The organism is Virgibacillus proomii (assembly GCF_900162615.1).
Taxonomy (GTDB): Bacteria; Bacillota; Bacilli; order Bacillales; family Amphibacillaceae; genus Virgibacillus; species Virgibacillus proomii.
This window is the reverse complement of sequence record NZ_FUFN01000009.1, coordinates 261,661-282,756: the sequence shown is the minus strand read 5'-3', so window position 1 is coordinate 282,756 and position 21,096 is coordinate 261,661. Positions and strand designations below refer to the sequence as shown.

The 21,096-nt window shown below is 34.2% G+C and carries 19 protein-coding genes and 1 pseudogene; 18 read left to right on the top strand and 2 right to left on the bottom strand.

From position 1 onward, the window contains the following. The first annotated feature begins 53 nt into the window (after positions 1 to 53). From purD to BN1066_RS20575, 10 genes are all read left to right on the top strand, one after another. Complete coding sequence (purD, locus tag BN1066_RS04040; protein ID WP_077318214.1) at positions 54 to 1,313, top strand: phosphoribosylamine--glycine ligase; 1,260 nt, start codon at positions 54 to 56, stop codon at positions 1,311 to 1,313. Between the two features lie 810 nt (positions 1,314 to 2,123). After that, a complete protein-coding gene (locus BN1066_RS04035) occupies positions 2,124 to 3,830 on the top strand; it encodes an adenine deaminase C-terminal domain-containing protein (protein ID WP_245799696.1) in 1,707 nt (568 codons plus the stop codon). Positions 3,831 to 4,275: 445 nt separating this feature from the next. After that, positions 4,276 to 5,295 (top strand): DUF3048 domain-containing protein, encoded by a 1,020-nt coding sequence (locus BN1066_RS04030; RefSeq protein ID WP_077318212.1) that lies wholly within the window; start codon positions 4,276 to 4,278, stop codon positions 5,293 to 5,295. An 18-nt stretch (positions 5,296 to 5,313) separates the two neighbouring features. Further along, a complete protein-coding gene (locus tag BN1066_RS04025; protein ID WP_077318211.1) occupies positions 5,314 to 5,625 on the top strand; it encodes a YerC/YecD family TrpR-related protein in 312 nt (103 codons plus the stop codon). 634 nt (positions 5,626 to 6,259) lie between these two features. Beyond that, positions 6,260 to 6,940: a heptaprenylglyceryl phosphate synthase gene (pcrB, locus tag BN1066_RS04020; RefSeq protein WP_077318899.1), complete on the top strand. Its 681-nt coding sequence runs from the start codon at positions 6,260 to 6,262 to the stop codon at positions 6,938 to 6,940. 15 nt (positions 6,941 to 6,955) lie between these two features. Next, positions 6,956 to 9,172 (top strand): DNA helicase PcrA, encoded by a 2,217-nt coding sequence (gene pcrA, locus BN1066_RS04015; RefSeq protein WP_077318210.1) that lies wholly within the window; start codon positions 6,956 to 6,958, stop codon positions 9,170 to 9,172. Between the two features lie 40 nt (positions 9,173 to 9,212). Further along, positions 9,213 to 11,204: an NAD-dependent DNA ligase LigA gene (gene ligA / locus BN1066_RS04010; RefSeq protein WP_425445270.1), complete on the top strand. Its 1,992-nt coding sequence runs from the start codon at positions 9,213 to 9,215 to the stop codon at positions 11,202 to 11,204. Next, on the top strand, positions 11,201 to 12,313 hold the full coding sequence (locus BN1066_RS04005; RefSeq protein ID WP_077318208.1) for a CamS family sex pheromone protein: 1,113 nt from the start codon (positions 11,201 to 11,203) through the stop codon (positions 12,311 to 12,313). Before ligA ends, BN1066_RS04005 begins: the two co-directional genes overlap by 4 nt. Before the next feature lie 580 nt (positions 12,314 to 12,893). Beyond that, the gene (locus BN1066_RS20580; protein ID WP_245799695.1) at positions 12,894 to 13,112 is read left to right on the top strand and encodes a hypothetical protein; all 219 of its coding nucleotides are present in this window, start codon (positions 12,894 to 12,896) and stop codon (positions 13,110 to 13,112) included. A gap of 613 nt (positions 13,113 to 13,725) precedes the next feature. Then, positions 13,726 to 13,935, top strand: coding sequence for a transposase (locus BN1066_RS20575; protein WP_245799694.1), 210 nt, complete (start codon positions 13,726 to 13,728; stop codon positions 13,933 to 13,935). 243 nt (positions 13,936 to 14,178) lie between these two features. Here the strand turns inward: BN1066_RS20575 and BN1066_RS19670 are convergent, their stop codons facing one another. After that, positions 14,179 to 14,397, bottom strand: coding sequence for an IS3 family transposase (locus BN1066_RS19670; protein WP_083953820.1), 219 nt, complete (start codon positions 14,395 to 14,397; stop codon positions 14,179 to 14,181). A 486-nt stretch (positions 14,398 to 14,883) separates the two neighbouring features. On the opposite strand from BN1066_RS19670, the gene BN1066_RS21160 reads away from it, so the two are divergent. From BN1066_RS21160 to BN1066_RS20570, 3 genes and pseudogenes are all read left to right on the top strand, one after another. Further along, positions 14,884 to 15,024, top strand: a complete 141-nt coding sequence (locus tag BN1066_RS21160; RefSeq protein WP_077318207.1) for a helix-turn-helix domain-containing protein — start codon at positions 14,884 to 14,886, stop codon at positions 15,022 to 15,024. Between the two features lie 199 nt (positions 15,025 to 15,223). Further along, entirely contained in the window at positions 15,224 to 15,424 is a 201-nt protein-coding gene (locus tag BN1066_RS20980; protein ID WP_281250260.1) for a transposase, read from the top strand. Beyond that, positions 15,414 to 15,872 (top strand): annotated as a pseudogene (locus BN1066_RS20570) (transposase); the annotation flags it as partial. The gene BN1066_RS20980 and the pseudogene BN1066_RS20570, both read left to right, overlap by 11 nt. 454 nt (positions 15,873 to 16,326) lie before the next feature. Here the strand turns inward: BN1066_RS20570 and BN1066_RS03975 are convergent. Further along, positions 16,327 to 17,049, bottom strand: a complete 723-nt coding sequence (locus BN1066_RS03975; protein WP_077318204.1) for a LytR/AlgR family response regulator transcription factor — start codon at positions 17,047 to 17,049, stop codon at positions 16,327 to 16,329. A 169-nt stretch (positions 17,050 to 17,218) separates the two neighbouring features. Between BN1066_RS03975 and BN1066_RS03970 the strand changes: the two genes are divergently transcribed. The 5 genes from BN1066_RS03970 to BN1066_RS03950 all read left to right on the top strand — a co-directional run bounded on the left by BN1066_RS03970 (position 17,219) and on the right by BN1066_RS03950 (position 21,051). Continuing rightward, positions 17,219 to 17,434, top strand: a complete 216-nt coding sequence (locus tag BN1066_RS03970) for an uberolysin/carnocyclin family circular bacteriocin (protein ID WP_077318203.1) — start codon at positions 17,219 to 17,221, stop codon at positions 17,432 to 17,434. 63 nt (positions 17,435 to 17,497) lie between these two features. Further along, positions 17,498 to 19,138, top strand: coding sequence for a hypothetical protein (locus tag BN1066_RS03965; RefSeq protein ID WP_077318202.1), 1,641 nt, complete (start codon positions 17,498 to 17,500; stop codon positions 19,136 to 19,138). Between the two features lies 1 nt (position 19,139). Beyond that, a complete protein-coding gene (locus BN1066_RS03960) occupies positions 19,140 to 19,850 on the top strand; it encodes an ABC transporter ATP-binding protein (protein WP_077318201.1) in 711 nt (236 codons plus the stop codon). 20 nt (positions 19,851 to 19,870) lie between these two features. Further along, complete coding sequence (locus BN1066_RS03955; protein ID WP_077318200.1) at positions 19,871 to 20,395, top strand: stage II sporulation protein M; 525 nt, start codon at positions 19,871 to 19,873, stop codon at positions 20,393 to 20,395. Positions 20,396 to 20,406: 11 nt separating this feature from the next. After that, positions 20,407 to 21,051 carry a YIP1 family protein gene (locus tag BN1066_RS03950; RefSeq protein ID WP_077318199.1) on the top strand — a complete coding sequence of 215 codons (645 nt, stop codon included), beginning with the start codon at positions 20,407 to 20,409 and terminating at the stop codon, positions 21,049 to 21,051. The last annotated feature ends 45 nt before the right edge of the window (positions 21,052 to 21,096 follow it).

Sequence of the window (21,096 nt, the reverse complement as noted above, 5' to 3'; positions counted from 1 at the left end):
GTCACGAACTTCATTGCTCTTTTAATTAGGCACTTAAATGGAAGGGGAGTTTTATGAATATTTTAGTAGTTGGCCGAGGCGGAAGAGAACATAGCATTATTATGAAGCTAAAAGAAAGCGATAGAGTAACAAAACTATATGCTGCACCCGGAAACGGTGGTATAGCACAAGAAGCAACTTGCATTCCCATTGACGAAATGGATACAGAAGGACTAATCGCCTTTGCTAAAAAGGAAACGATTGATTTAACGATAGTCGGTCCGGAAAATCCGTTAAACAATGGAATTGCCAATGCATTTCAGCGAGAAGGTCTACGAATATTTGCACCTACAAAGGAAGCTGCTTTATTAGAAGGAAGCAAGCAGTTTGCAAAGCAATTTATGGAAAAATATAACATACCAACAGCTGCTTATCGATCATTTACCGACCCCGAAACAGCAAAAGTATATATTGAGGAAAAAGGAGTACCGATTGTAATTAAAGCTGATGGATTAGCTGCTGGAAAAGGGGTTGTCGTTGCTTCAACAAAACAAGAAGCATTTACCGCTGTTGATCAAATGCTTATTGAGAAGACTTTCTCTGAAGCAGGCAGTAGGATTGTGATTGAGGAATTTTTAGTAGGTAAAGAATTTTCACTTATGGCGTTTGTTCATGAAGACCAAGTATATCCAATGGTATCTGCACGTGATCATAAGCGGGCATATGACGGGGATAAAGGACCTAATACTGGAGGAATGGGGGCTTTTGCACCAGTTCCTGACATTACGAAGCAAGTGCTGGAGTTTTCGTATACGCATATTTTGCAAAAAACAGTAGGTGGGATGATACAGGAAGGAAGACCATTTACTGGAATTCTATATGCAGGACTAATGAATACAAAAAATGGACCAAAAGTAATTGAATTTAATACACGCTTTGGTGATCCGGAAACACAGGTCGTTCTGCCACTGTTAAAGAATGATCTTGTCCAAGTAATGTTGGATGTATTGAACGGAATTGATCCTAAGCTCCAATGGGAAGATAAATCATGTGTGGGTATTGTCGTAGCGGCGAAAGGCTACCCAAACGCTTGTGAAAAAGGAATGGAGATTCCGGAATTTTCACCTAAACAAGCAATGATCGTACATGCAGGTACAAAGCAGATCGGAAAAAGACATGTTAGTGATGGAGGACGTGTACTGCTTTCAGCTGCAACTGCACCTACATTAGGTCAAGCGGCAGCTCATGCCTATGAACCGCTAAGGGCACTTCATAATAATGATGACTTTTTTTATCGAACCGATATAGCCAGATATAAAGCCACCCAAGTCTAAGTACTGTGGTGGCTTTAAGCTGTCTTAAACAAGTAAAGAAATAGAATTAATGTAATACCATTTTAATGTTTCATGTACCCGTGTGATTGGTTACTTCATTCAAATACTTCTCACTTATCAGGTTTATTCCAGTTTTTTATTTAATTGAATCAAGAACAAAACCTAGAAGCGCTCAGTTAGCGCCTAAGATAAAGCTATTTTTAAAAAATATCGACATGTAGAAACCGATTTTAAACAATAAAAAATGAAACCTTTTGTGGTTGTAAGCGTATAAAGATTAGTAGTATCCATTTAACATATTAGTATTCTACAATGTATAAAGCGTCACCTAAAGTCACAGGCTTTCTTGTATTATAGGAAAGTATAAAATTTTAGGGTTTATAATATAAGAAAAAACTACAGCTTTCGTTGAAGACTTGGCGACAAGCCAAGCTTTTTTCTAAAAATCTTAAAAAATAATAAGAGTTTACAAAATTGAAACAGTTAAGTGGCGAAAAATATGTTAAAATGGAATGACATATATTGGTTATGGGATTTTTTTCCTTTTACCCCTTGTGGATTTTTCGCTAACATGTTAATCTACAACCATCGTACAAAATAATTATTGGAGTTCATCCTTTGCTTTATCATAGATATATAGATGATATTAACTAAAAGCTCGTGTTCAAAAAGAGAATAGAAGGACTAAAGGAGAAATTCGATGTGTCATTTTAAAGGGCACTTTTTGAACAACTTCTAAAAAAGAGATGATGTAAATTGGAGAGATGTTGAATCATGTTACGCAATGGATTTTATTGGAGAAACAGAGATATGAGGCAGCATGTACGAGTTATTGATGGAGAAGTACCTCCAACACTTGTACTTGCAAATGGAACGTATTTAAATACGTATGTAAAGAAATGGTTGCAGGGCCATGTTTGGGTGTACGAGGATCGAATCGTTTATGTTGGTGATAATTTACCCATTAACCAGAAAGGTACGGAAATAGTTGATTGTACAGGAAAGTATTTAGTCCCGGGGTATATTGAACCACATGCACATCCTTTTCAACTATACAATCCGGAACAATTAGCAAATCATGCTGCAAAAACAGGGACAACCACATTAATTAATGACAATCTATTATGGTTATTTATGTTAAATAAAAAGAAAGCGTTTTCCGTGTTGGATGAATTCAGTACCCATCCCGTATCGATGTATTGGTGGGCACGTTTTGATCCGCAAACTGAATTACAGGATGACCATGAACTTTTTAGGACAGAAGATGTCTTAGATTGGATTAATCATCCAGCTGTTGTACAAGGTGGAGAATTAACATCTTGGCCGCAATTATTGGCCGGAGACGATATTTTACTGTATTGGATTCAAGAGACGAAAAAACAAAGGAAACCGGTAGAAGGACATTTTCCGGGAGCTTCTGTTCGAACATTAACAAAAATGAAGTTGCTTGGTGCTAATGCAGATCATGAATCAATAACAGGGGAAGAAGTAATGCGGCGTTTACTGCTTGGCTATCACGTTGGTCTCCGTTATTCCTCAATCAGACCGGATTTGCCAAAGCTAATTGAGGAATTGCTTGCAGCAGGTCTAACCTCATTTGATAATCTTTCGTTTACAACTGACGGAGCAACGCCGGCATTTTATGAACAAGGATTGATCAATCGTTGCATAGATATTGCCATTAAACAAGGATTACCCGTGGAAGAAGCTTATTTAATCGGAAGTTATTATCCAGCCAAGCATTTACGTATGGAAGAACAGCTCGGCAGTATTGCTCCCGGGCGACTTGCACATATTAACATTTTAACTGATACAAAAGTTCCTCAACCGGAAAGCGTCTTGGCAAAGGGGCAATGGATAGTAAAAGGTGGAGTAGAACAACGAATTTCCACCTTAATTAAATGGAAAAATTATGATATAGGCCCATTAGAATTAGACTGGCAAGTAAGTAGTAAAGAATTACAATTTTCAGTACCAATCGGGTTAGAAATGGTTAACGATGTGATTATGAAGCCATATGCGATTGAAATTGATATTACGGTAGATCATTTGCCTGCTCATACAAGTGATTCCTTTTTAATGTTGTTGGATCGACATGGTAAATGGCGGGTAAATACAACCTTGCGCGGGTTTACAAATGAATTAGGTGCAATTGCCAGCTCTTATTCGGTTACCGGTGATTTTGTGTTTATTGGAAAAAATAAACATGATATCCTCTTAGCAGGTAAACGATTAAAAGAGTTAGGAGGAGGCATTGTTATTGTACACCAAGGTGAGGTACTGTTAGAAATACCGCTTGCATTAAGAGGAATGATGTTCAAAGGGGAAATGACAGATTTAATCGCTAAGGAAAAAGAATTGAAGCGGCATTTAAAAAATTTCGGTTATCCATTTTCTGATCCAGTTTATTCTATATTTTTCTTAGCATCCACTCATTTACCATATGTTCGAATTACGCCTCAAGGTATCATAGATGTGAAGAAAAAAGAACTACTATTCCCAGCAACAATGTGTTAGCCTTATAATGTAAGTTTTTGTGCAAAAAGAGGGCAATAGACTTAAAATTGGATCAAATGGAAACATCCTTTTTTTAAAAAACGATGTATCGTTGCCGAAGTCTTCGTTGACCTTGAAATATCACCAAATATTAGTACAGGTACTTTCACTTTCCTTAACCTTTTGAACGCTGATACAAGTATGTCTTGTGCATCGAAGTTTGAGGCGGTGTCATTTGAGTAGTGCGCTTGGACAGGACGTGGGTGCTTTTAGTAGATACATGAGTACTAGTTACTTCCTTGATCAGCAAGAAAAGCAGTTTTCTTTTCCAAGGAACGTAGAAACAAAGCTACGATATAGTCGATGGAAGAAAAAGTAAACAAGCATTAATGTAACAGGTAGACTAGCCTCACTTTTTAAGGTGAGGCCTGCTATCTGCAAGTTATGTTTTAAGGGGTTGTGACATGTGAAAAAAGGATTACTTATTCTACTCATATTAACGTTTTTGATTACAGCATGTAAAGACGATCAAGCTGAAACAAATAATCAAGAAAAAGGGGATTCCAATCCATCACAGTTGACGGATACATATCCATTAACCGGTATGGCTGAAGATAACGCTGTTGATAACAGGATCGTTGCAGTCATGGTAAATAACCATGAAAAAGCAAGGCCACAAACCGGTTTGTCGCAAGCAGATATCGTTTTTGAAATATTAGCAGAAGGTAAGATTACACGCTTTTTAGCACTTTATCAAAGTGAATTGCCTCCGGTAGTTGGTCCGGTTAGAAGTGCACGAGAGTACTATTCTGAACTAGCACAGGGTTATAACGCTATTTACGTATATCACGGTGCAGCTGATTTTATAAATCAGTCAATTCAAGACAGAGGAATTGACCATTTAAACGGTTCGCTTTATGATAATGAGGGATTATTTAAACGGGAAACATTTAGACAAGCACCGCATAATTCTTATTTACAGCTTGATGAGCTGTATGATGAAGCAGAAGCAAAGGGGTATCAGACAACAGCTGATTATTCTCAAATGTTATTTTTACAAGAAGGAGAAAAGGTGACGGGAGACGAGGCTTTAACCGTCGAAATCGTCTATTCCGAGAATCCAATGGAAATCGTAGAATATCAGTTTGACAAATCTACACAAGTGTATACTCGCTTTAATGATCATCAACAAACAGTGGAAATGGACTCGGAAAAACCGATAGAAATAAGTAATGTTTTTATTATAGAGACAAAACATGAAGTGATTGATGATGAAGGCCGCCGATCCATTGATTTAGCTTCCGGCGGGGATGCGTATTTATTGCAGCAGGGTGTAGTCCAAAAGCTTCAATGGGAAAAGCTAAATGGCAGAATTGTTCCTGTGAAAGAAGGTAAAGAAGTCCCATTAACTCCGGGAAAAACATGGATTAATGTTATACCTGAAGATCCTGGATTAGATACAGCGGTCACCTTATCAAGCGAGTAATGGGAAGGAGGACGTAACGTGCAGATTGATAAATTACGTGGCGAACAATTGGATCAGTTATTTGATGCTATCTTATCGTTAAAAGATAGAGAAGAATGCTATCGCTTCTTTGATGACATCGCTACTATGTCGGAAATCCATTCGTTAACTCAACGTTTACAAGTTGCTAAAATGCTGACACAAGGAGCTACATATAATGAAATAGAAAAGCAAACGAATGCATCAACTGCCACCATTTCAAGGGTTAGAAGATGTATCGATTACGGTAGCGATGGGTATAAGCTAGTACTGGAACGGATAATGAAGGATGATCATAACCATAACGTTTAAGCCACCATTTGCTTATAACTGTTAAAAAGATGCGTTCGTTCAGGGGAGTATTTTTGTCCGGGGCATCTAGGACCAAGCCTGAACCTCACTGAAACGAAGTTCATAGTGTAAGATTCTAACTAGCTGTACGTTAAACTTAAGCTTTAAAAATTTTTACGGTATGGAATGAACATAATCGCAAAAATTTTATTATCCAACATATGAAGAAATTCAGCTTGCCATTTTTGCCGTACTTTTTGAACATCCTCTATAAAATCAAAGCTTCTCTAACTTATGAATATCAGGAAGTTACATCTGCTAATAGATTTTGCCGTCGCCTTTTTGGTGGCGTTTTTATTTTTATTCAAGAAACAGGAAGGCACTCCTTGAATGAGGTTTCCATAATCTCATCAGAAATTCTGCCGTTTGTACGTAGCAACGCTTCAAGCTTTTGTTCTACGTTTAGACATGAAGTGGAAAAACCGAAGTCTTAAGTGCACCACTAGTGGCTTATTCTTTGAACTTGACTTGTACTTAGACATATCATTGAAGTCAAATCATTTTCATCTTACTTATTTCTAAATTCCCTCTATAATTTTTGGTATAATAAACTAACGGAATAATCATAATGGAGGATTTCATATTGGATAAATTAATGAAGGATTGGAAACACGTATTTAAGCTTGATCCTGCCAAGGAGATATCAGATGAACATTTGGAGATGGTGTGTGAATCTGGAACGGATGCTATTATAGTTGGTGGGACAGATAATATAACATTAGATGGTGTGTTAGACTTGTTATCCCGTATTCGTCGATATCCAGTACCTTGTGTTTTAGAAATTTCTTCTATGGAGGCGATCACACCAGGATTTGACTATTACTATATTCCAATGGTGCTTAACTCTAAAGATAAAAAATGGATGATGGATATGCAGCATCAGGCTATTAAGGAATATATGGACATGATGGATTATAGTGAAATTCTGTTTGAAGGATACTGTATATTGAATAGCGATGCAAAAGCATTTATTCATACGAATTGTTATTTACCAGATGAAGAAGATGTTATTGCCTATGCGTTTATGGCAGATAAGGTATTTCACTTACCAATATTTTATCTGGAATACAGTGGGATATACGGAGATCCAGAGCTTGTGAAAAAAGTAAAAACTCAATTGGAGCATTCCTTATTGTTTTATGGTGGAGGAATTGAGACAATAGACCAAGCTAAAGAAATGAAAGAATATGCAGATGTTATCGTAGTAGGTAATAGTATTTATACAGATATAAAGAACGCTTTAAAAACAGTAAAAGTAGTAAAAGATAGTATTTAGATAGGCGGTGTTAGGATGAGTCAGACAAAGGAATCCTTACTAAGAGGATTAAACGAGCAGCAAAAAGAAGCTGTCATCCATACAGAAGGACCATTATTAATTATGGCAGGAGCAGGAAGTGGAAAAACACGTGTATTGACACATAGAATTGCCTATTTACTAGCAGAAAAAGGAGTGGCAGCACGCAATATTTTAGCAATTACGTTTACAAATAAAGCTGCTCGTGAGATGAAAGATCGGGTAAGCAGGTTAGTTGGAGCAGAAAGTGAGTACATGTGGGTGTCTACATTTCACTCGATGTGTGTACGAATTTTACGCAGAGATATTGATCGAATTGGTTATAATAGCAATTTTACAATTTTGGATAGTAGTGATCAGCTATCTGTTATCAAGCAAATATTAAAAAACCTCAATATTGACCCGAAAAAATTTGACCCAAGAGCAATGCTCGGCCAAATCAGTGCAGCGAAAAACGAACTTATTACCCCAGAAGTCTATAACAAGCAAGTTGGTAATTTTTATGAGAGACAGGTTGGACAAATTTATGAAGCATATCAAAAGATGCTTGTAAAAAACCATTCGCTTGACTTCGATGATTTAATTATGCAAACCATTCATCTGTTTAAACGTGTACCAGAGGTATTAGAGTATTATCAGCGCCGTTTTCAGTATATTCATGTTGATGAGTATCAAGATACGAATCATGCTCAATATGCGCTTGTTAAAATGCTGGCAAGCCGTTACCAAAATCTATGTGTTGTTGGTGATTCCGACCAGTCTATCTATCGCTGGCGTGGAGCAGATATCACGAACATCCTTACCTTTGAAAAGGATTATCCATCTTCTCGGACCATTTTTCTAGAACAAAACTATCGGTCAACGAAATGCATTCTTAAAGCTGCTAACCATGTGATTGCCAATAATAGCGGCCGGAAACCGAAGAACCTATGGACGGAAAATCCCGACGGAAAACACATTCATTATTTTCAAGGTGCGACAGAACAGGAAGAAGCATTATTTGTTACGGAAAAAATTCAGCAGTTAACAAAAGAAGAAGGATATTCTCTTAGTGATGTGGCGATACTATATCGGACAAATGCACAATCACGTGCCATTGAAGATACGTTTGTAAAATCAAATATACCGTATCAAATGGTTGGTGGAACAAAATTCTATGAACGGAAGGAAATTAAAGATATGGTCGCTTACCTCCGTTTAATTGCTAATCCTGATGATGATTTAAGCTTTGAGCGAGTGGTCAATGTTCCAAAACGCGGGATTGGAAAAACATCAATAGAGCGACTCCGTGAATATGCGGCATTACATGATATCTCTTTTAATGAAGCTGTAAAAGAGATTGACTTTACAGGTGTTCCTAAAAAAGCAGCTAATGCCTTAGTGGAATTCACCGAACTAATTCGCACATTATCAAAACAGCAAGCGTTTTTAACAGCAACGGATATGGTTGAAGCAGTGTTAAAACAGACTGGCTATGAAACGATGTTAAAAAATGAACGATCCATTGAAGCACATAGCAGATTAGAAAACTTAGAAGAATTTATGACGGTTACGAAAGACTTTGAAGCGTCAAGTGAAGATAAAACACTGATCGCTTTTCTTACGGATTTAGCGTTAATCGCAGATATCGACCAAATGGATGAATCGGACACAGTGGATGAAGATAAAATTACATTAATGACATTGCACGCAGCGAAAGGATTGGAATTTCCAGTTGTTTTCCTAATCGGTATGGAAGAAAACGTATTTCCACATAGCCGTTCTATGCTAGATGAAGAAGAAATGGAAGAAGAACGCAGACTGGCTTATGTTGGTATTACACGTGCTGAAAAAGAATTATATCTCACGAATGCTAAAATGAGGACCTTATTTGGTCGTACAAATATGAATCCGATTAGTCGTTTCATCCATGAAATCCCTGAAGAATTGATGGAAGGGATTGAATCAGTTAGAACAGCGATGTTTGGTAGTAATCTAAGACAAAATCCGGATAAACTTGCACCGAAGCGAAAAGCAGAACGCATTCAAAAAACAACTGGGGCTGAACAGCAAATGTGGTCACCTGGAGATAAGGCTAATCACAAAAAATGGGGCATTGGTACAGTTGTAAAGGTTCAGGGAGAAGGCGAAGCTATGGAGCTTGATATTGCATTTCCAGCACCAATTGGAATTAAACGCGTATTAGCAAAATTTGCACCAATCACGAAGGAATAAGGGAGGTACTTGGGTGGATAAACAACAAGCAAAACAGAAGATGGAGCAACTAACAGAAGAATTAAACCAGTATAATTACGAGTATCATGTACTTGATCAACCATCAGTAGAAGATGCTATCTATGACCAAAAAATGCAGGAACTGCGAAAGTTGGAAGAAGCATATCCAGATCTTGTACATCCAGACTCCCCGACACAACGAGTAGGTGGAGAACCGCTTGATGCGTTTCAAAAAGTGGAGCATAAGATCCCAATGCTCAGCTTAGCCAATGCTTTTAATGAACAGGATATTCGTGACTTTGTTCGTCGTGCAAGTCAAGGAATTGAAGAGCCGATTAGCTTTGTATGTGAATTAAAAATTGATGGTTTAGCCGTATCATTAACCTATGAAAATGGAAAATTTGTCCGAGGCGCAACACGAGGCGATGGATATATAGGTGAGGATATAACAAGTAATTTACGAACCATTCGCAGCATTCCTTTAGTTATTAAAGAAAAAGAGACATTGGAAATTCGTGGAGAAGCCTATATGCCGCACCGCTCTTTTTTAGCTTTAAACAAAGAAAGAGAAGTTAACGGAGAACCACTATTTGCTAATCCGCGTAATGCAGCTGCCGGTTCTTTACGGCAATTGGACCCAAAGATTGCTGCTAAACGTAATCTAGATATCTTTTTGTATGGTGTGGGCGAATGGAATAACAGCAAATTAACAAAGCATAGTGAGCGCTTAGTGAGGCTAAAAGAATTAGGATTAAAGACCAATCCGGAATGGAAAAAATGTAATACGGTAGAAGAAGTTATGGAATATGTAGATTATTGGACAAAGGAACGTCCTCATTTAGATTATGAAATTGATGGTATCGTCATTAAAGTAGATGATCTCAAGCAACAGGAAGAGCTTGGTTATACGGCTAAAAGTCCAAGATGGGCAATCGCTTATAAATTTCCAGCTGAAGAGGCAATTACAAAGCTAACCGATATTGAATTGAGTGTTGGAAGGACTGGAGTAATTACGCCAACAGCTATTTTAAATCCAGTAAAAGTTGCTGGAACAACGGTACAACGAGCTTCCCTACACAATGAAGATTTAATTCGCGAGCAGGATATTCGAATTGGCGATACAGTTGTCATTAAAAAAGCCGGTGATATTATTCCCAAAGTCGTCCGTGTATTAGTCGAAGATCGTACTGGTGAGGAAAAAGAGTTCCACATGCCGAAAGAATGTCCGGCTTGTGGCAGTGAGCTTGTTCATTTAGAAGAAGAGGTAGCCTTACGTTGTATTAATACGAATTGCCCTGCACAAGTAAAAGAAGGGCTGATTCACTTTGTTTCCAGAAATGCGATGAATATTGACGGCTTGGGTGAAAAGGTGATTAACCAACTATTTCAAGCTAATTTGGTGAAGACAATCGCTGATATATACCGATTAGAAAAAGAAGAGTTATTGAAACTCGAGCGAATGGGCGAAAAATCAGTAACAAACCTACTACAGGCTATTGAAGCATCCAAAGCCAATTCACTAGAGCGTTTATTATTTGGATTAGGAATTCGCTTTGTGGGGGCAAAAGCAGCTAAAACGTTAGCCATGGAATTTGAGACGATGGATAATTTGCAACAAGCAACATACGAGGATTTGCTGGAAGTAGATGAAATAGGTGAAAAAATAGCAGATTCTATTGTTCAATACTTTCAGGAGCAAAAGGTTATTGACTTAATCCAAGAATTAAAAGAACTGGGAATTAATATGTCTTATTTAGGTGCAAAGCCAACAGAATTGGAAAAAGGAAGCATTTTTAATGAAAAGACGATTGTGCTGACTGGAAAAATGGACAATTACACTCGCTCTGAGGCAAAGGAATTAATTGAACAACTTGGCGGTACAGTAACCGGAAGTGTAAGCAAAAAGACAGATCTTGTTATAGCTGGTGAGGATGCTGGTTCAAAATTAACGAAGGCGAAACAGCTGGATATTCTCGTTTGGGATGAAAACCAGTTTCAGCAAGCATTGAAAGATGAGGGTGTGGAATCGTGAAAAAGCTTAGTATATGGATAATCGGTGCACTTTTATTGCTAGCGGGTTGCGGACCTGATGTAAATGAAGATAAAGTTGTCCAAGATAATGAATCTAATTCGAAAGAGAAACAAGCGATTGTCCCCAGCTATCAGCTCTCTGAAGAAAATTATAAAATGATACTGCCATTTGAACCGGGAAAAGCAAGAGGAGTAATAGTTGATCAAGTTGCCAATCGTCTAGATATTGATGAAATGGAAGAAGGGCTGCGCAGACACTCTAAAGATGTGTATGATCCTAGCAAGTACTTGTTTCAAGAAGGACAATACATTACAGAAGAATTAGTTATAGAATGGATTGACAAATTAAATCCTAAGAAAAAAGAAAAGGCAGATAAGGATTATTATGAAAAAAATCCGCGTTATCTTTCACATATTTTAGAGCAAAATTATCTAGTGAAAAAGGAAGATAACTCGGTTTCCTTGCAAGGAATATCAATTGGTATTGCAATGAAGTCCAATTATCAATTTCAGACGGAGACAGGCGGTCCTACTTATGAAACAAATATTTCTCAAGCGAAGATGATGGAGCAAGCGAATAAAATTGCACAGAAGATAATTAAGGATGTCAGGAAAATTAAAGGACTTGAAAAAGTACCAGTAATGATGGCAATATATCGTGAAGAAGCACAATCATCTCCTGTTCCGGGAAACTTCGTAGCAAAAACAACCATTCCGGAAGGCAGTTCTACCATCGGGGACTGGAAAAAGATAGATGAGGAATATGTTTTATTCCCTTCTGAAGAGGGCAAAAAGAAGTATTATGAAGATCAAGAAATTGTCAATAGTTTTGGTAAAGAAATAGCAACGTATTTCCCGAATTATGTCGGCATTATTGGGCAAGGATTTTACGTAGATGGTAAACTACAAAAAATGACAATTGAAATCCCTATCGAATTTTATGGTAGAAGTGAGGTTGTTGGTTTCACGCAATATGCCTATGGTCTCATCCAGGAAATGTTTGCTGATCACTATGCTTTAGAAGTAAAAATAACTTCCAGTGACAAATTAGAAAGCTTTATTTATCGAAATGCAGATGCAAAGAAGCCAACTGTGCATATATTAAACTAAGAAGAAATCACTTTTTAGGAGAAAGTCCACAAAGGAATGATTTACATTCTGAACTGCCTCTTGTCAAGTAGACAGTGGAAATAATAAAAATAAATTTAAGCAGCTTTAGCTCTATATTCTATGGGACTAAGGACGTTTAGTAGTTATAAAAATATATAATTGATCGAACGAGAAATCTCCTTAAATTTCCATATTGTGTAAATAATATTTGGCTTTATACTAAATATGCTGGTGTTTTTTATCTCGACAAGGTTTATAAGCAAACAAAAATACACGCCTTGGTGGTGACCCAAAACATACTAAGATTAGTAGCACAAGACCAAGGCAATGGTTCTGTGCTACTATTTTTTTATAGTAGAAGCGAAGAAAAGCCGTTCTAACTTTGGGAACAATATAGAACCCGCTCCCCAAACAGGATCACTTCACACCCTTATTTGAATATTTAGTATATTGGGTCCACAGAGACCGTGTACAAGAAAGTGGAATCGATAAGGTTATGTGAGGACTTCTAGGAGTAATTATCTGGAGGAGATGAAATGACACATGTAGTTTATTTGATGTAAGTAAAGGTAAAAGTACGTTGGTTATTTATAAAGATCAAAAACACTGTATATTTGAAGGTGAATTAGTGCACTGTCAAACGGATTTCAAAATATTACATGAGCGAATGGTAACGTTAGCACAACAATCGCCAGAAATTGTTTTTGAAGCAGCAGGAGTTTATTCAACGGCCTTAGAAAAATTTCTTCAAGATCATGGATACGTATATTTGCCTCAAATGGGTTTAAGCGATAAATAAAAGTGATGCACACGAGTTGGCTAAAACACACTTTAAAATAAATCGCAATCCAACATTTCAACAGACACCTATTATAATCAAATGCGGGCTCTATCACGTTATTACGATGAAGTAGATGAAGAGCTAATCCAACTGCGAGGCAAGAAGTATGCGATTTTACATCTATCTTTTCCAGAACTGGAACGAGTGATTAAGCCGAGCTCAGGCACTTTTTTAAAACATCGTTCAATTGCATCGGCATCTTTCATTTTTATTAGCGCATTCGAAAACAATAATTCGAAATGGGCCGAAAAGGAATACTAGGAAAAACCTTTCTCTTAACTAGCGGATAAGAAGGACAAAGGAACGTTTACTAGTTGCCAAAATTCATACCCAGCTATCGATGCATCAGATATACGTTGTGAACAAGTACGGGATTACGCAAGTAGAAGAGAAAGAAAGAAGAAATTGTCGCAAAAATGGTTGCCCTATCTGTGGATAGAAAGGAATATCATATCCTTCGTTCATTCCCTGGCTTGGTGATGCAGACCACATGTAGAATCATTGGTGAATTAGGAGATTTACGACGCTTTAAAAATGTAAACAACTTAATAAATACGTTGGAATCGATATTATGCGTTATCAATCAGGTAATACACGATATAAAAACCGTATTAATAGACGTGGAAATAAGAAACTACAAAAAATATTATACTTTATGATTTTTTCCATGATTTCATTACGAAAAAAAGGAAACAATCATATCATTGATTACTATGACAAATTGAAAAAACAACCTCAGAGGAAACCTCATAAGGTTGCGGTGATAGCGTGGTATAAATAAGTTCTTGAAAGTGGCGTTTCACCTTATTTTACACGACATACCATACGATTACGAAACAGCTTCTGCTGATTCGTAATCACTTAAGTTAATTTAACTATACCATAAAAAACCTTGCGAAAAAAATGAAAAATCGTTAGGTCAATTTGTCAAGCAAAAATTTAACCAGGAGGGGGACCCTCCCTGGTTAAATCCAAATAAATTGAGTAAAACATTTGACTGGAGGTGAGAAAGTTAGAGTTTTTATTATACAGCTGATTGGCTGGATTGATTTCGGTATTCGAACGGACTCAGTCCAGTCAATTTTACTTTTGATCGCTCGTGGTTATACCAGTAGATGTATTCTTCAATCCGTTGTTTTAATTCTTCATAAATTACTAATTTCTCTCCATAATACATTTCTTTCTTTAAGATGCCAAAGAAATTCTCCATCGAAGCATTATCCGCAGGTTGCTTACGTGACATGCTTTGGAATATTTTTTTTCTTTAATATTTTCACCCATTGGTTATGCTGGTAATGCCACCCTTGATCCAAATGGATGGTAGTGGGGTAGGTTGCATGATTCTTTATTATCTCTATTATTTTATCTAAGGATTCCATGACAAGATTTAATGTTGGAAGTTTCTTGATTCATAAGCAAGAATTTCTCATTATAAAGGTCTAGAATAGGGTTTAAATACAACTTCTCTTCGCTTAGACATTTGAATTCTGTAATGTCCGTTACTAGTTTTTGAAGCGGGACAGGTGTACTAAAACGCCGCGCCAATCGATTTTTCGCTATCTTTCCAACTTTCCCTTTATATGAATTGTACTTACGGGATTTGTCCATGAATTTTACACACTTCTATACAGGGGCCAATCTTATCCAATACACCTGTGAAAATATATTAAAGAAAAGGCGATACTTGTGTACGCATTGCCATCATACGTTGTATGAATGATTACAACTAGTGGATCGCTACCAAAGGTGTACGAATTCTGCACAGACTTCTGCTTTAACGTATTCTGCCGTAGGTTCATTTACCTTGGCAGCGCGATTAGCAGGAATCAGTACCAATCGGTTAATCCGTCTATTTACCGACATCAACTAAAAACAAATAAGATCCTCGCTTAGAAGAAGCTTACCAGTTAAAGAATAAGCTAGATACATGGTTTAAAGAAAGTAACAAACATACCTAAAAGCAAGTTTAGAAGTTTGTATGGAAGCCATGAAGAACTCCGGTTTGGAAGCATTTCAGCGTGTAAGAAATACATTTGGGCGCTGGAAAACAGAAAGAATTATACTCTTTTATGTATCCATATAATAATGGCTATATAGAAGGAGTAAATAACACCATAAAAGTGTTAAAGCGTAATTCATTTGGAATTAATAGTTTTAAGCGAATGAAAAAGAAAATACTGTGGCAACAAGAGATTAAAAAAATCAGGGTCAAAAGAGATAGTGGAGTCGATTTTCCACCATCACATTTGACAGAGAACCGAAAAAATTAGAAAAACGACCGCTGGTAAAGTAAACATAGGCGTCTCCTGTGACTGTGATGGGTCGCTCGAACCACAAATGATTCTAAAGCGTAAAAGAGATGTATTCCCAATAGAGATAAGATCAATTTCATGTATTTAAAGGCATGTCTTAACAGACATTGATTTTTGGATCGAAGATATTTATGGATTTTGAGTGTCTCATGAAATGGTGTCTAATTTACTGATAACGTGTTTTTCCTGAATTAAAAGAATAATAAAGTCGACCTTTAGATAACTGTTATTCTCTTTTATTTGTAGATTGTTTTTACACAATCATTTGGAATGACTAAGAATTAAAAAAGTACGTGTTTATAAAATATTAGGCTATACCATGGAAGGAAATAAAGATATCCTTGGTCTACGGCTAAACGAAACAGAAGTAAGCATAAATGGATAAAAAATTTTTGATGAAATCAAACCACTCGATAGATGGCGATAGCGGTCTATAAGACTGTTACAACTAATTAAATAAGTAAGTCGATTGTAAAAAATTGACACCAGTGTTATTTTTTATTATTATACATTATGTAAAATATATAAAGGGTGGTGGAAATTATTATTAGTCAAATGGTAATAAATTACATAATTACATTTTTGCTTGTTTTGGCTATTGCGAGCTTATCTTTAACTTTTTCTGGTAAACAAAATGGTGATGAGCGTCAAAAATTAATCAGAAGAGAAGCTGCAACTACTAGTTGGTTTGTTATTATGCTTTACGTATCATTAGTTTCACTAAGTAACCTAGAATATCTTCAATCCATAATTCCTTCATTTATTAGTCATTTCAATGTATCTAGTACCATAATATTACTAATAGGTACTATTACCTACTTTTTATCCTATTACATTTATATGAATAAAAAACAATAGGGTCACGTTGTTAAAGATAAAGTATTGGATTGCAAGAGAGATAATACTTTAGAGTATTTGGATTTACTCAGTTGAATCTCTCTCCTGCAACTCCTGAGTTTAATAATATAGGAAGAAAACAATGAATCCTGTTTAATTTCTAATATTTCTTTTAGTGGTACTAAAAATGATTGATGTGTGCGAACAAAATTATAGTTTATTAATTTTTCCTCTAAATTTTTTAAAGTACCATAAAATATTAATTCCTTTTTATTCTTTAAATAAACGATTACCTTTTTTTCTCTTTTCTCTATAAAAATTATTTCTTCGACGTTTAATATATATAGTCCTTCTTGAACTTTAAGGTGAAAATAATGGTCACTTCCTCCTTTTACATTATTTTTATAATATATACTATACACCTCATTTAATAATTCACCAAAATCAATCGGGAATACAAAAAAGTTGATTGGTCTAAACTCAAACGATTTATAGGCAAAACTAGCATTCTTAGAAAAGAAAATGATTTCCGTATTAGGAACTTTGTCGCGTAAATTTTTTGCAAATAAAAAGGAATTAATATCATTTACTACAATCAATGCTACTAATAATTTATTTTCATTGATTTCTTTAAATTCATGTAAACTCATAATTTCTAGAAAGTGAAATTGTTGAATATTATTCAACCTTGATTTTATATTTATAGGAAAATCTCTCCCATTAATTAGTAAAATTGTATTTTTCAATTTATCACCCCTTGAAATAACAAAATATTCCTTTATTTATAATATATTATATCATAAATAGAAAGGAATAGTACAAAAAATGACAAAATTACTACTAAATAGGAAAAAAGTATTCCATTTATTTCTATGTTATTCTAAGATTAATTTGTATAAAATAGGAGGTGACAAAATGGAAAATGTTTTAGATTTGGTTTCTTCTATGGGAATCTCTCATGACACAGCCAAAAAAGTTGTTGATATGGTTAATGCCGGAGCATCAGCTTGGTCAATTGCTGCACTTATTATATCTTCCGGTGGAATTATTGGAATGGGGTATGCTGCTCTAGTTCTACTTATTAAACGAAAACTTAAAAAATTGGGAGAAGCAGCTGTAGTAGCTTGGTAATTATACTTACAAGTAGCCGGCAAGATTTTTATCTTGTCGGTATTTCTTGGATAGGAGTTCGTTATGACTACTTTATTACGCATTGTAAAGATTCAGCATATACTGTATCTTAGATGGATTATTAACCAAATAAACCCTTACATTGTTTTAAAAGGTAAAACTATGTACAGTTTTTTCATCTTTCTTCCATTCTTAGTTGGTATTCTTTTTTATTTTATAGCAAATGGATTTACAAATTTATTTATTTCTAATGGAATTAGTTTTAACCTCCATACTATAAAGATAATATTTGGTTTTTTATATCTAATTCTATCTTATATACTTGTAACCCAATCATTTAGAGAGGTATATCTAAGAACCTTTTTTTCTAATGATTTCTCAACACTAAAGTTACAAGGGATTTCCCCATTAAAGATACGTATGTCTAAGATGGTAGATGTGTATTTTCTTAGTGTTATCTTTTTTTATATTCCTATAATGGTTGGGGCAAGTGTCGGATTTAATTCGGCTAATCCAATAAATATTCCAATATTTTTTTTCACATTAAACCTTTTTTTAATTATAATATCTTGTCTTTTTTTTAAGATGTTATTAATATCCCTTTATTATTTAATTAATCCATCTATTAAAAAAGTTAATAAAAAGGGTATTTTAAAAACAGTTATTATATTATTTTTAATTTTTTTAACAGGGGTAGCTGTATCAAGTTATTTAACTGGAGGACAATTAATTCATTTGGATAACCTAGCTAACCAAAGTAACTTTGAGTGGATATTATTAGATCTATTTGTAACTAGTTCATTATTAAATGGTAATGTTGTGTATTTTTTTGTTGTTTTTATTTGTCTCTTTTATATGCTAATTGTTTTAAATATAAAGTTGGATTCATATTACCCCTTAAAAGGATTAGACTTTGGAGAACAAAAAGAATTAAGGTTAAAATACCTATCAAAGAAACTGGAGATTTCTAGCCCAATAAAATCTTTTTTAATAAAAGATACATTACTCTTATTAAGAAGCTATGATCTAGTGATTCCTTCAATGAAAGTTTATTTTTACCTTATTTTTTTCTTCTTAGGAGTATCTACAACCCTGAATCAAATAGGACTGTTAGATTCTAGTATTACCTCTTTCATTACAATTTTTGCTGTTGTTTGTCTAACCACACCTATATGTGGAACTTTTTTAGGTAAAATAACAAGTATAGATTCTGAAGGTAAATATATTTATCAACTTAAAACAAACATAAAAAATTATAACATATTAATAGTAAGTAAGTTAACATTACATTTTTCCTTATTACTAATTATTAATTTAATAGTATTTTTTCTTTTTTCTTTTACAATATCATTGAGTTTTACGATTTCATTGTTCACGGTTTTGACAATTATCCTTGTTACGTTTGTTATTAGTATAACGTTTATTTCTAGTACAGTCATTTTCCCTAGATTTGATTGGGAGCACGAGTCGCGTATAGGAACATCCCAAAAAGCTAATATACTAGAAACTGCCTTGACGACCTTTTATGAATTCATTTGCGGTTCAACTTTAGCAGTACTTGGTGCCTATAAATACGCAAAAATATTGAACAATGTTGAATTCTTTATGTTCTCTTTAGGAATAATAATATTTATATCTATAATATATAGTATTATTTTATTACTTATTTTACGTAAATCATGGTGGAAAAGGTGGGTTTACTAAAATGGAGGTTGCTTTGAAAGTAGATAATTTAAACTTTTCATTCTCTGATGATGAAGTCCAAAATGAAATATTGAATGATGTCTCTTTAGAAATATACAAGGGTGAAATAGTTGGTATACTTGGCCACAATGGAGCAGGAAAAACTACTCTTTTAAATTGTATGACTAATATTTATACGGATTTTGACAGTGGCTCAGTTACCATTACTAATGATTTAAAGATAGGCTATGTTCCAACAGAAATGTATATTTACAATTTATTAACTCCAGAGGAATTCTTATTATTTATCGGTAGGTTGAATAATATTAAACACAAAGCACTAAAACAAAATATATTAAAGTATTTAAAAGAATTTGATATGTATGATATGAAAGATGAATACATAAAAAAACTATCTTTTGGTACTAAACATAAACTATCCTTAATAGCAGGTATTATTCCTAATCCCGATATTTTAGTATTAGATGAACCTATGACAGGTTATGATGCAAAATCTACATATAAAACAAAACAATTTTTAAAAAATTTATCTTCTAAAAATGGAATTAGCATAGTTATGTCATCGCACAGATTAGATATAGTTCAAGATCTGTGTAGTAGAATCATTGTTTTAGATAAAGGAAAAGTTTTGTACCAAGGAGATATTAAAAATTTAATTAAGGATTATTCGGATAATTCCCTTGAAACTGTTTTATTGTCTATTACTAAATAAAAGATTTAAAAGGAGTTTCTATGTTATACAGACTAAAAGAATATAAACTATTAATTATATGTGCGCTAACTATTTACTTTCTTTCTATGGTATTTGGTATATATTTTGGAAAAAGTATAGATGGTTCTACAAATGAAAAGATAATAATGTCTAGTGACCCATTGGATTACCTCAAAAATAACATAAAAGCTATATTGGTATTTATCGCTGGATTGTTAACATTTGGAATTTCAAGTATTATCCAACTTACTTTAAATGGTATGATGCTCGGTGTAGGTATTGAAGGGTTAACTAATAGAACAACTCTTTTGGAATCTTTCTTGTATATTTTACCTCATGGTTTATTTGAGATACCAGCAATAATATTGGCTGGAGCAATTGGATTATACCCTTATAAAATTATAATTAGTCTGATAAAAGGTCAAAAAATTAAAGTTAACTTTGTTAATATGATTTATATTATTGGATTAATAGTATCTTTACTTGTGCTCGCTGCTTTTGTTGAATCTTATATAACACCCCTAGTAATTAACTTTATTGAATAGAGAGGTGCAAAATGAAAAATATAATATCTTTAGGAAAAGTTTTATATAAACCTAATAATACTTTAAATATGCAACTACAAAAGAAGGATTTATCACCTAAAATTATTATAATTTGCATTATTACTACTTTATTAGCTATAGTTTCTACTCTTTCAACGAGAGAAGAACAAATAACCTTAATTTTAGGCTCATCAATAGATGAACATCTTTTTGATGCATATAAAACATTCATGTTGGTTGGAGTAGCTTTTTCAGCACTAATAAACCCTCTTATCATTATTTTCATTAATACTTTATCTTTTTATATATTGTTTATTATATTACGTGTTAAATCTAATTTCAGAGTAATTTTTTGTTTAGGTATATTTGCATATATTCCTTTATTAATTGATTTATTTTTAAGAACTATCATTCAACTGATAACTAAAGAGCCAATTAGTATATCTCCAACAAGCTTATTTTTCTTTCTTCAGGGTTCGGAATCATTTATTGCAAATATTTTAATAACAATATCTTTAACAAGTTTATGGCAGTTCTTTATTTATTATAAAGGGTTCAAACTAATATTTGAAAATAAACAACAAACTAAAGTTAAAAGTGTACTTATATTTATAGCGATGTTCTCGTTAATTATAAATCCTATAATTCAAATGTGACAAATGAAGCAATAAACATTGATTTATAAGGAAGACCTCTTTCCT

Excerpts from the sequence above, each read along its gene's own strand:
- purD (WP_077318214.1), top strand. The coding sequence starts at position 54 with ATGAATATTTTAGTAGTTGGCCGAGGCGGAAGAGAACATAGCATTATT.
- BN1066_RS04035 (WP_245799696.1), top strand. The coding sequence starts at position 2,124 with ATGAGGCAGCATGTACGAGTTATTGATGGAGAAGTACCTCCAACACTT.
- pcrB (WP_077318899.1), top strand. The coding sequence starts at position 6,260 with ATGAAGGATTGGAAACACGTATTTAAGCTTGATCCTGCCAAGGAGATA.
- pcrA (WP_077318210.1), top strand. The coding sequence starts at position 6,956 with ATGAGTCAGACAAAGGAATCCTTACTAAGAGGATTAAACGAGCAGCAA.
- ligA (WP_425445270.1), top strand. The coding sequence starts at position 9,213 with ATGGAGCAACTAACAGAAGAATTAAACCAGTATAATTACGAGTATCAT.
- BN1066_RS20575 (WP_245799694.1), top strand. The coding sequence starts at position 13,726 with ATGCGTTATCAATCAGGTAATACACGATATAAAAACCGTATTAATAGA.
- BN1066_RS19670 (WP_083953820.1), bottom strand. The coding sequence starts at position 14,397 with ATGTCACGTAAGCAACCTGCGGATAATGCTTCGATGGAGAATTTCTTT.
- BN1066_RS20980 (WP_281250260.1), top strand. The coding sequence starts at position 15,224 with ATGTATCCATATAATAATGGCTATATAGAAGGAGTAAATAACACCATA.
- BN1066_RS03970 (WP_077318203.1), top strand. The coding sequence starts at position 17,219 with ATGGAAAATGTTTTAGATTTGGTTTCTTCTATGGGAATCTCTCATGAC.
- BN1066_RS03965 (WP_077318202.1), top strand. The coding sequence starts at position 17,498 with ATGACTACTTTATTACGCATTGTAAAGATTCAGCATATACTGTATCTT.
- BN1066_RS03960 (WP_077318201.1), top strand. The coding sequence starts at position 19,140 with ATGGAGGTTGCTTTGAAAGTAGATAATTTAAACTTTTCATTCTCTGAT.
- BN1066_RS03955 (WP_077318200.1), top strand. The coding sequence starts at position 19,871 with ATGTTATACAGACTAAAAGAATATAAACTATTAATTATATGTGCGCTA.
- BN1066_RS03950 (WP_077318199.1), top strand. The coding sequence starts at position 20,407 with ATGAAAAATATAATATCTTTAGGAAAAGTTTTATATAAACCTAATAAT.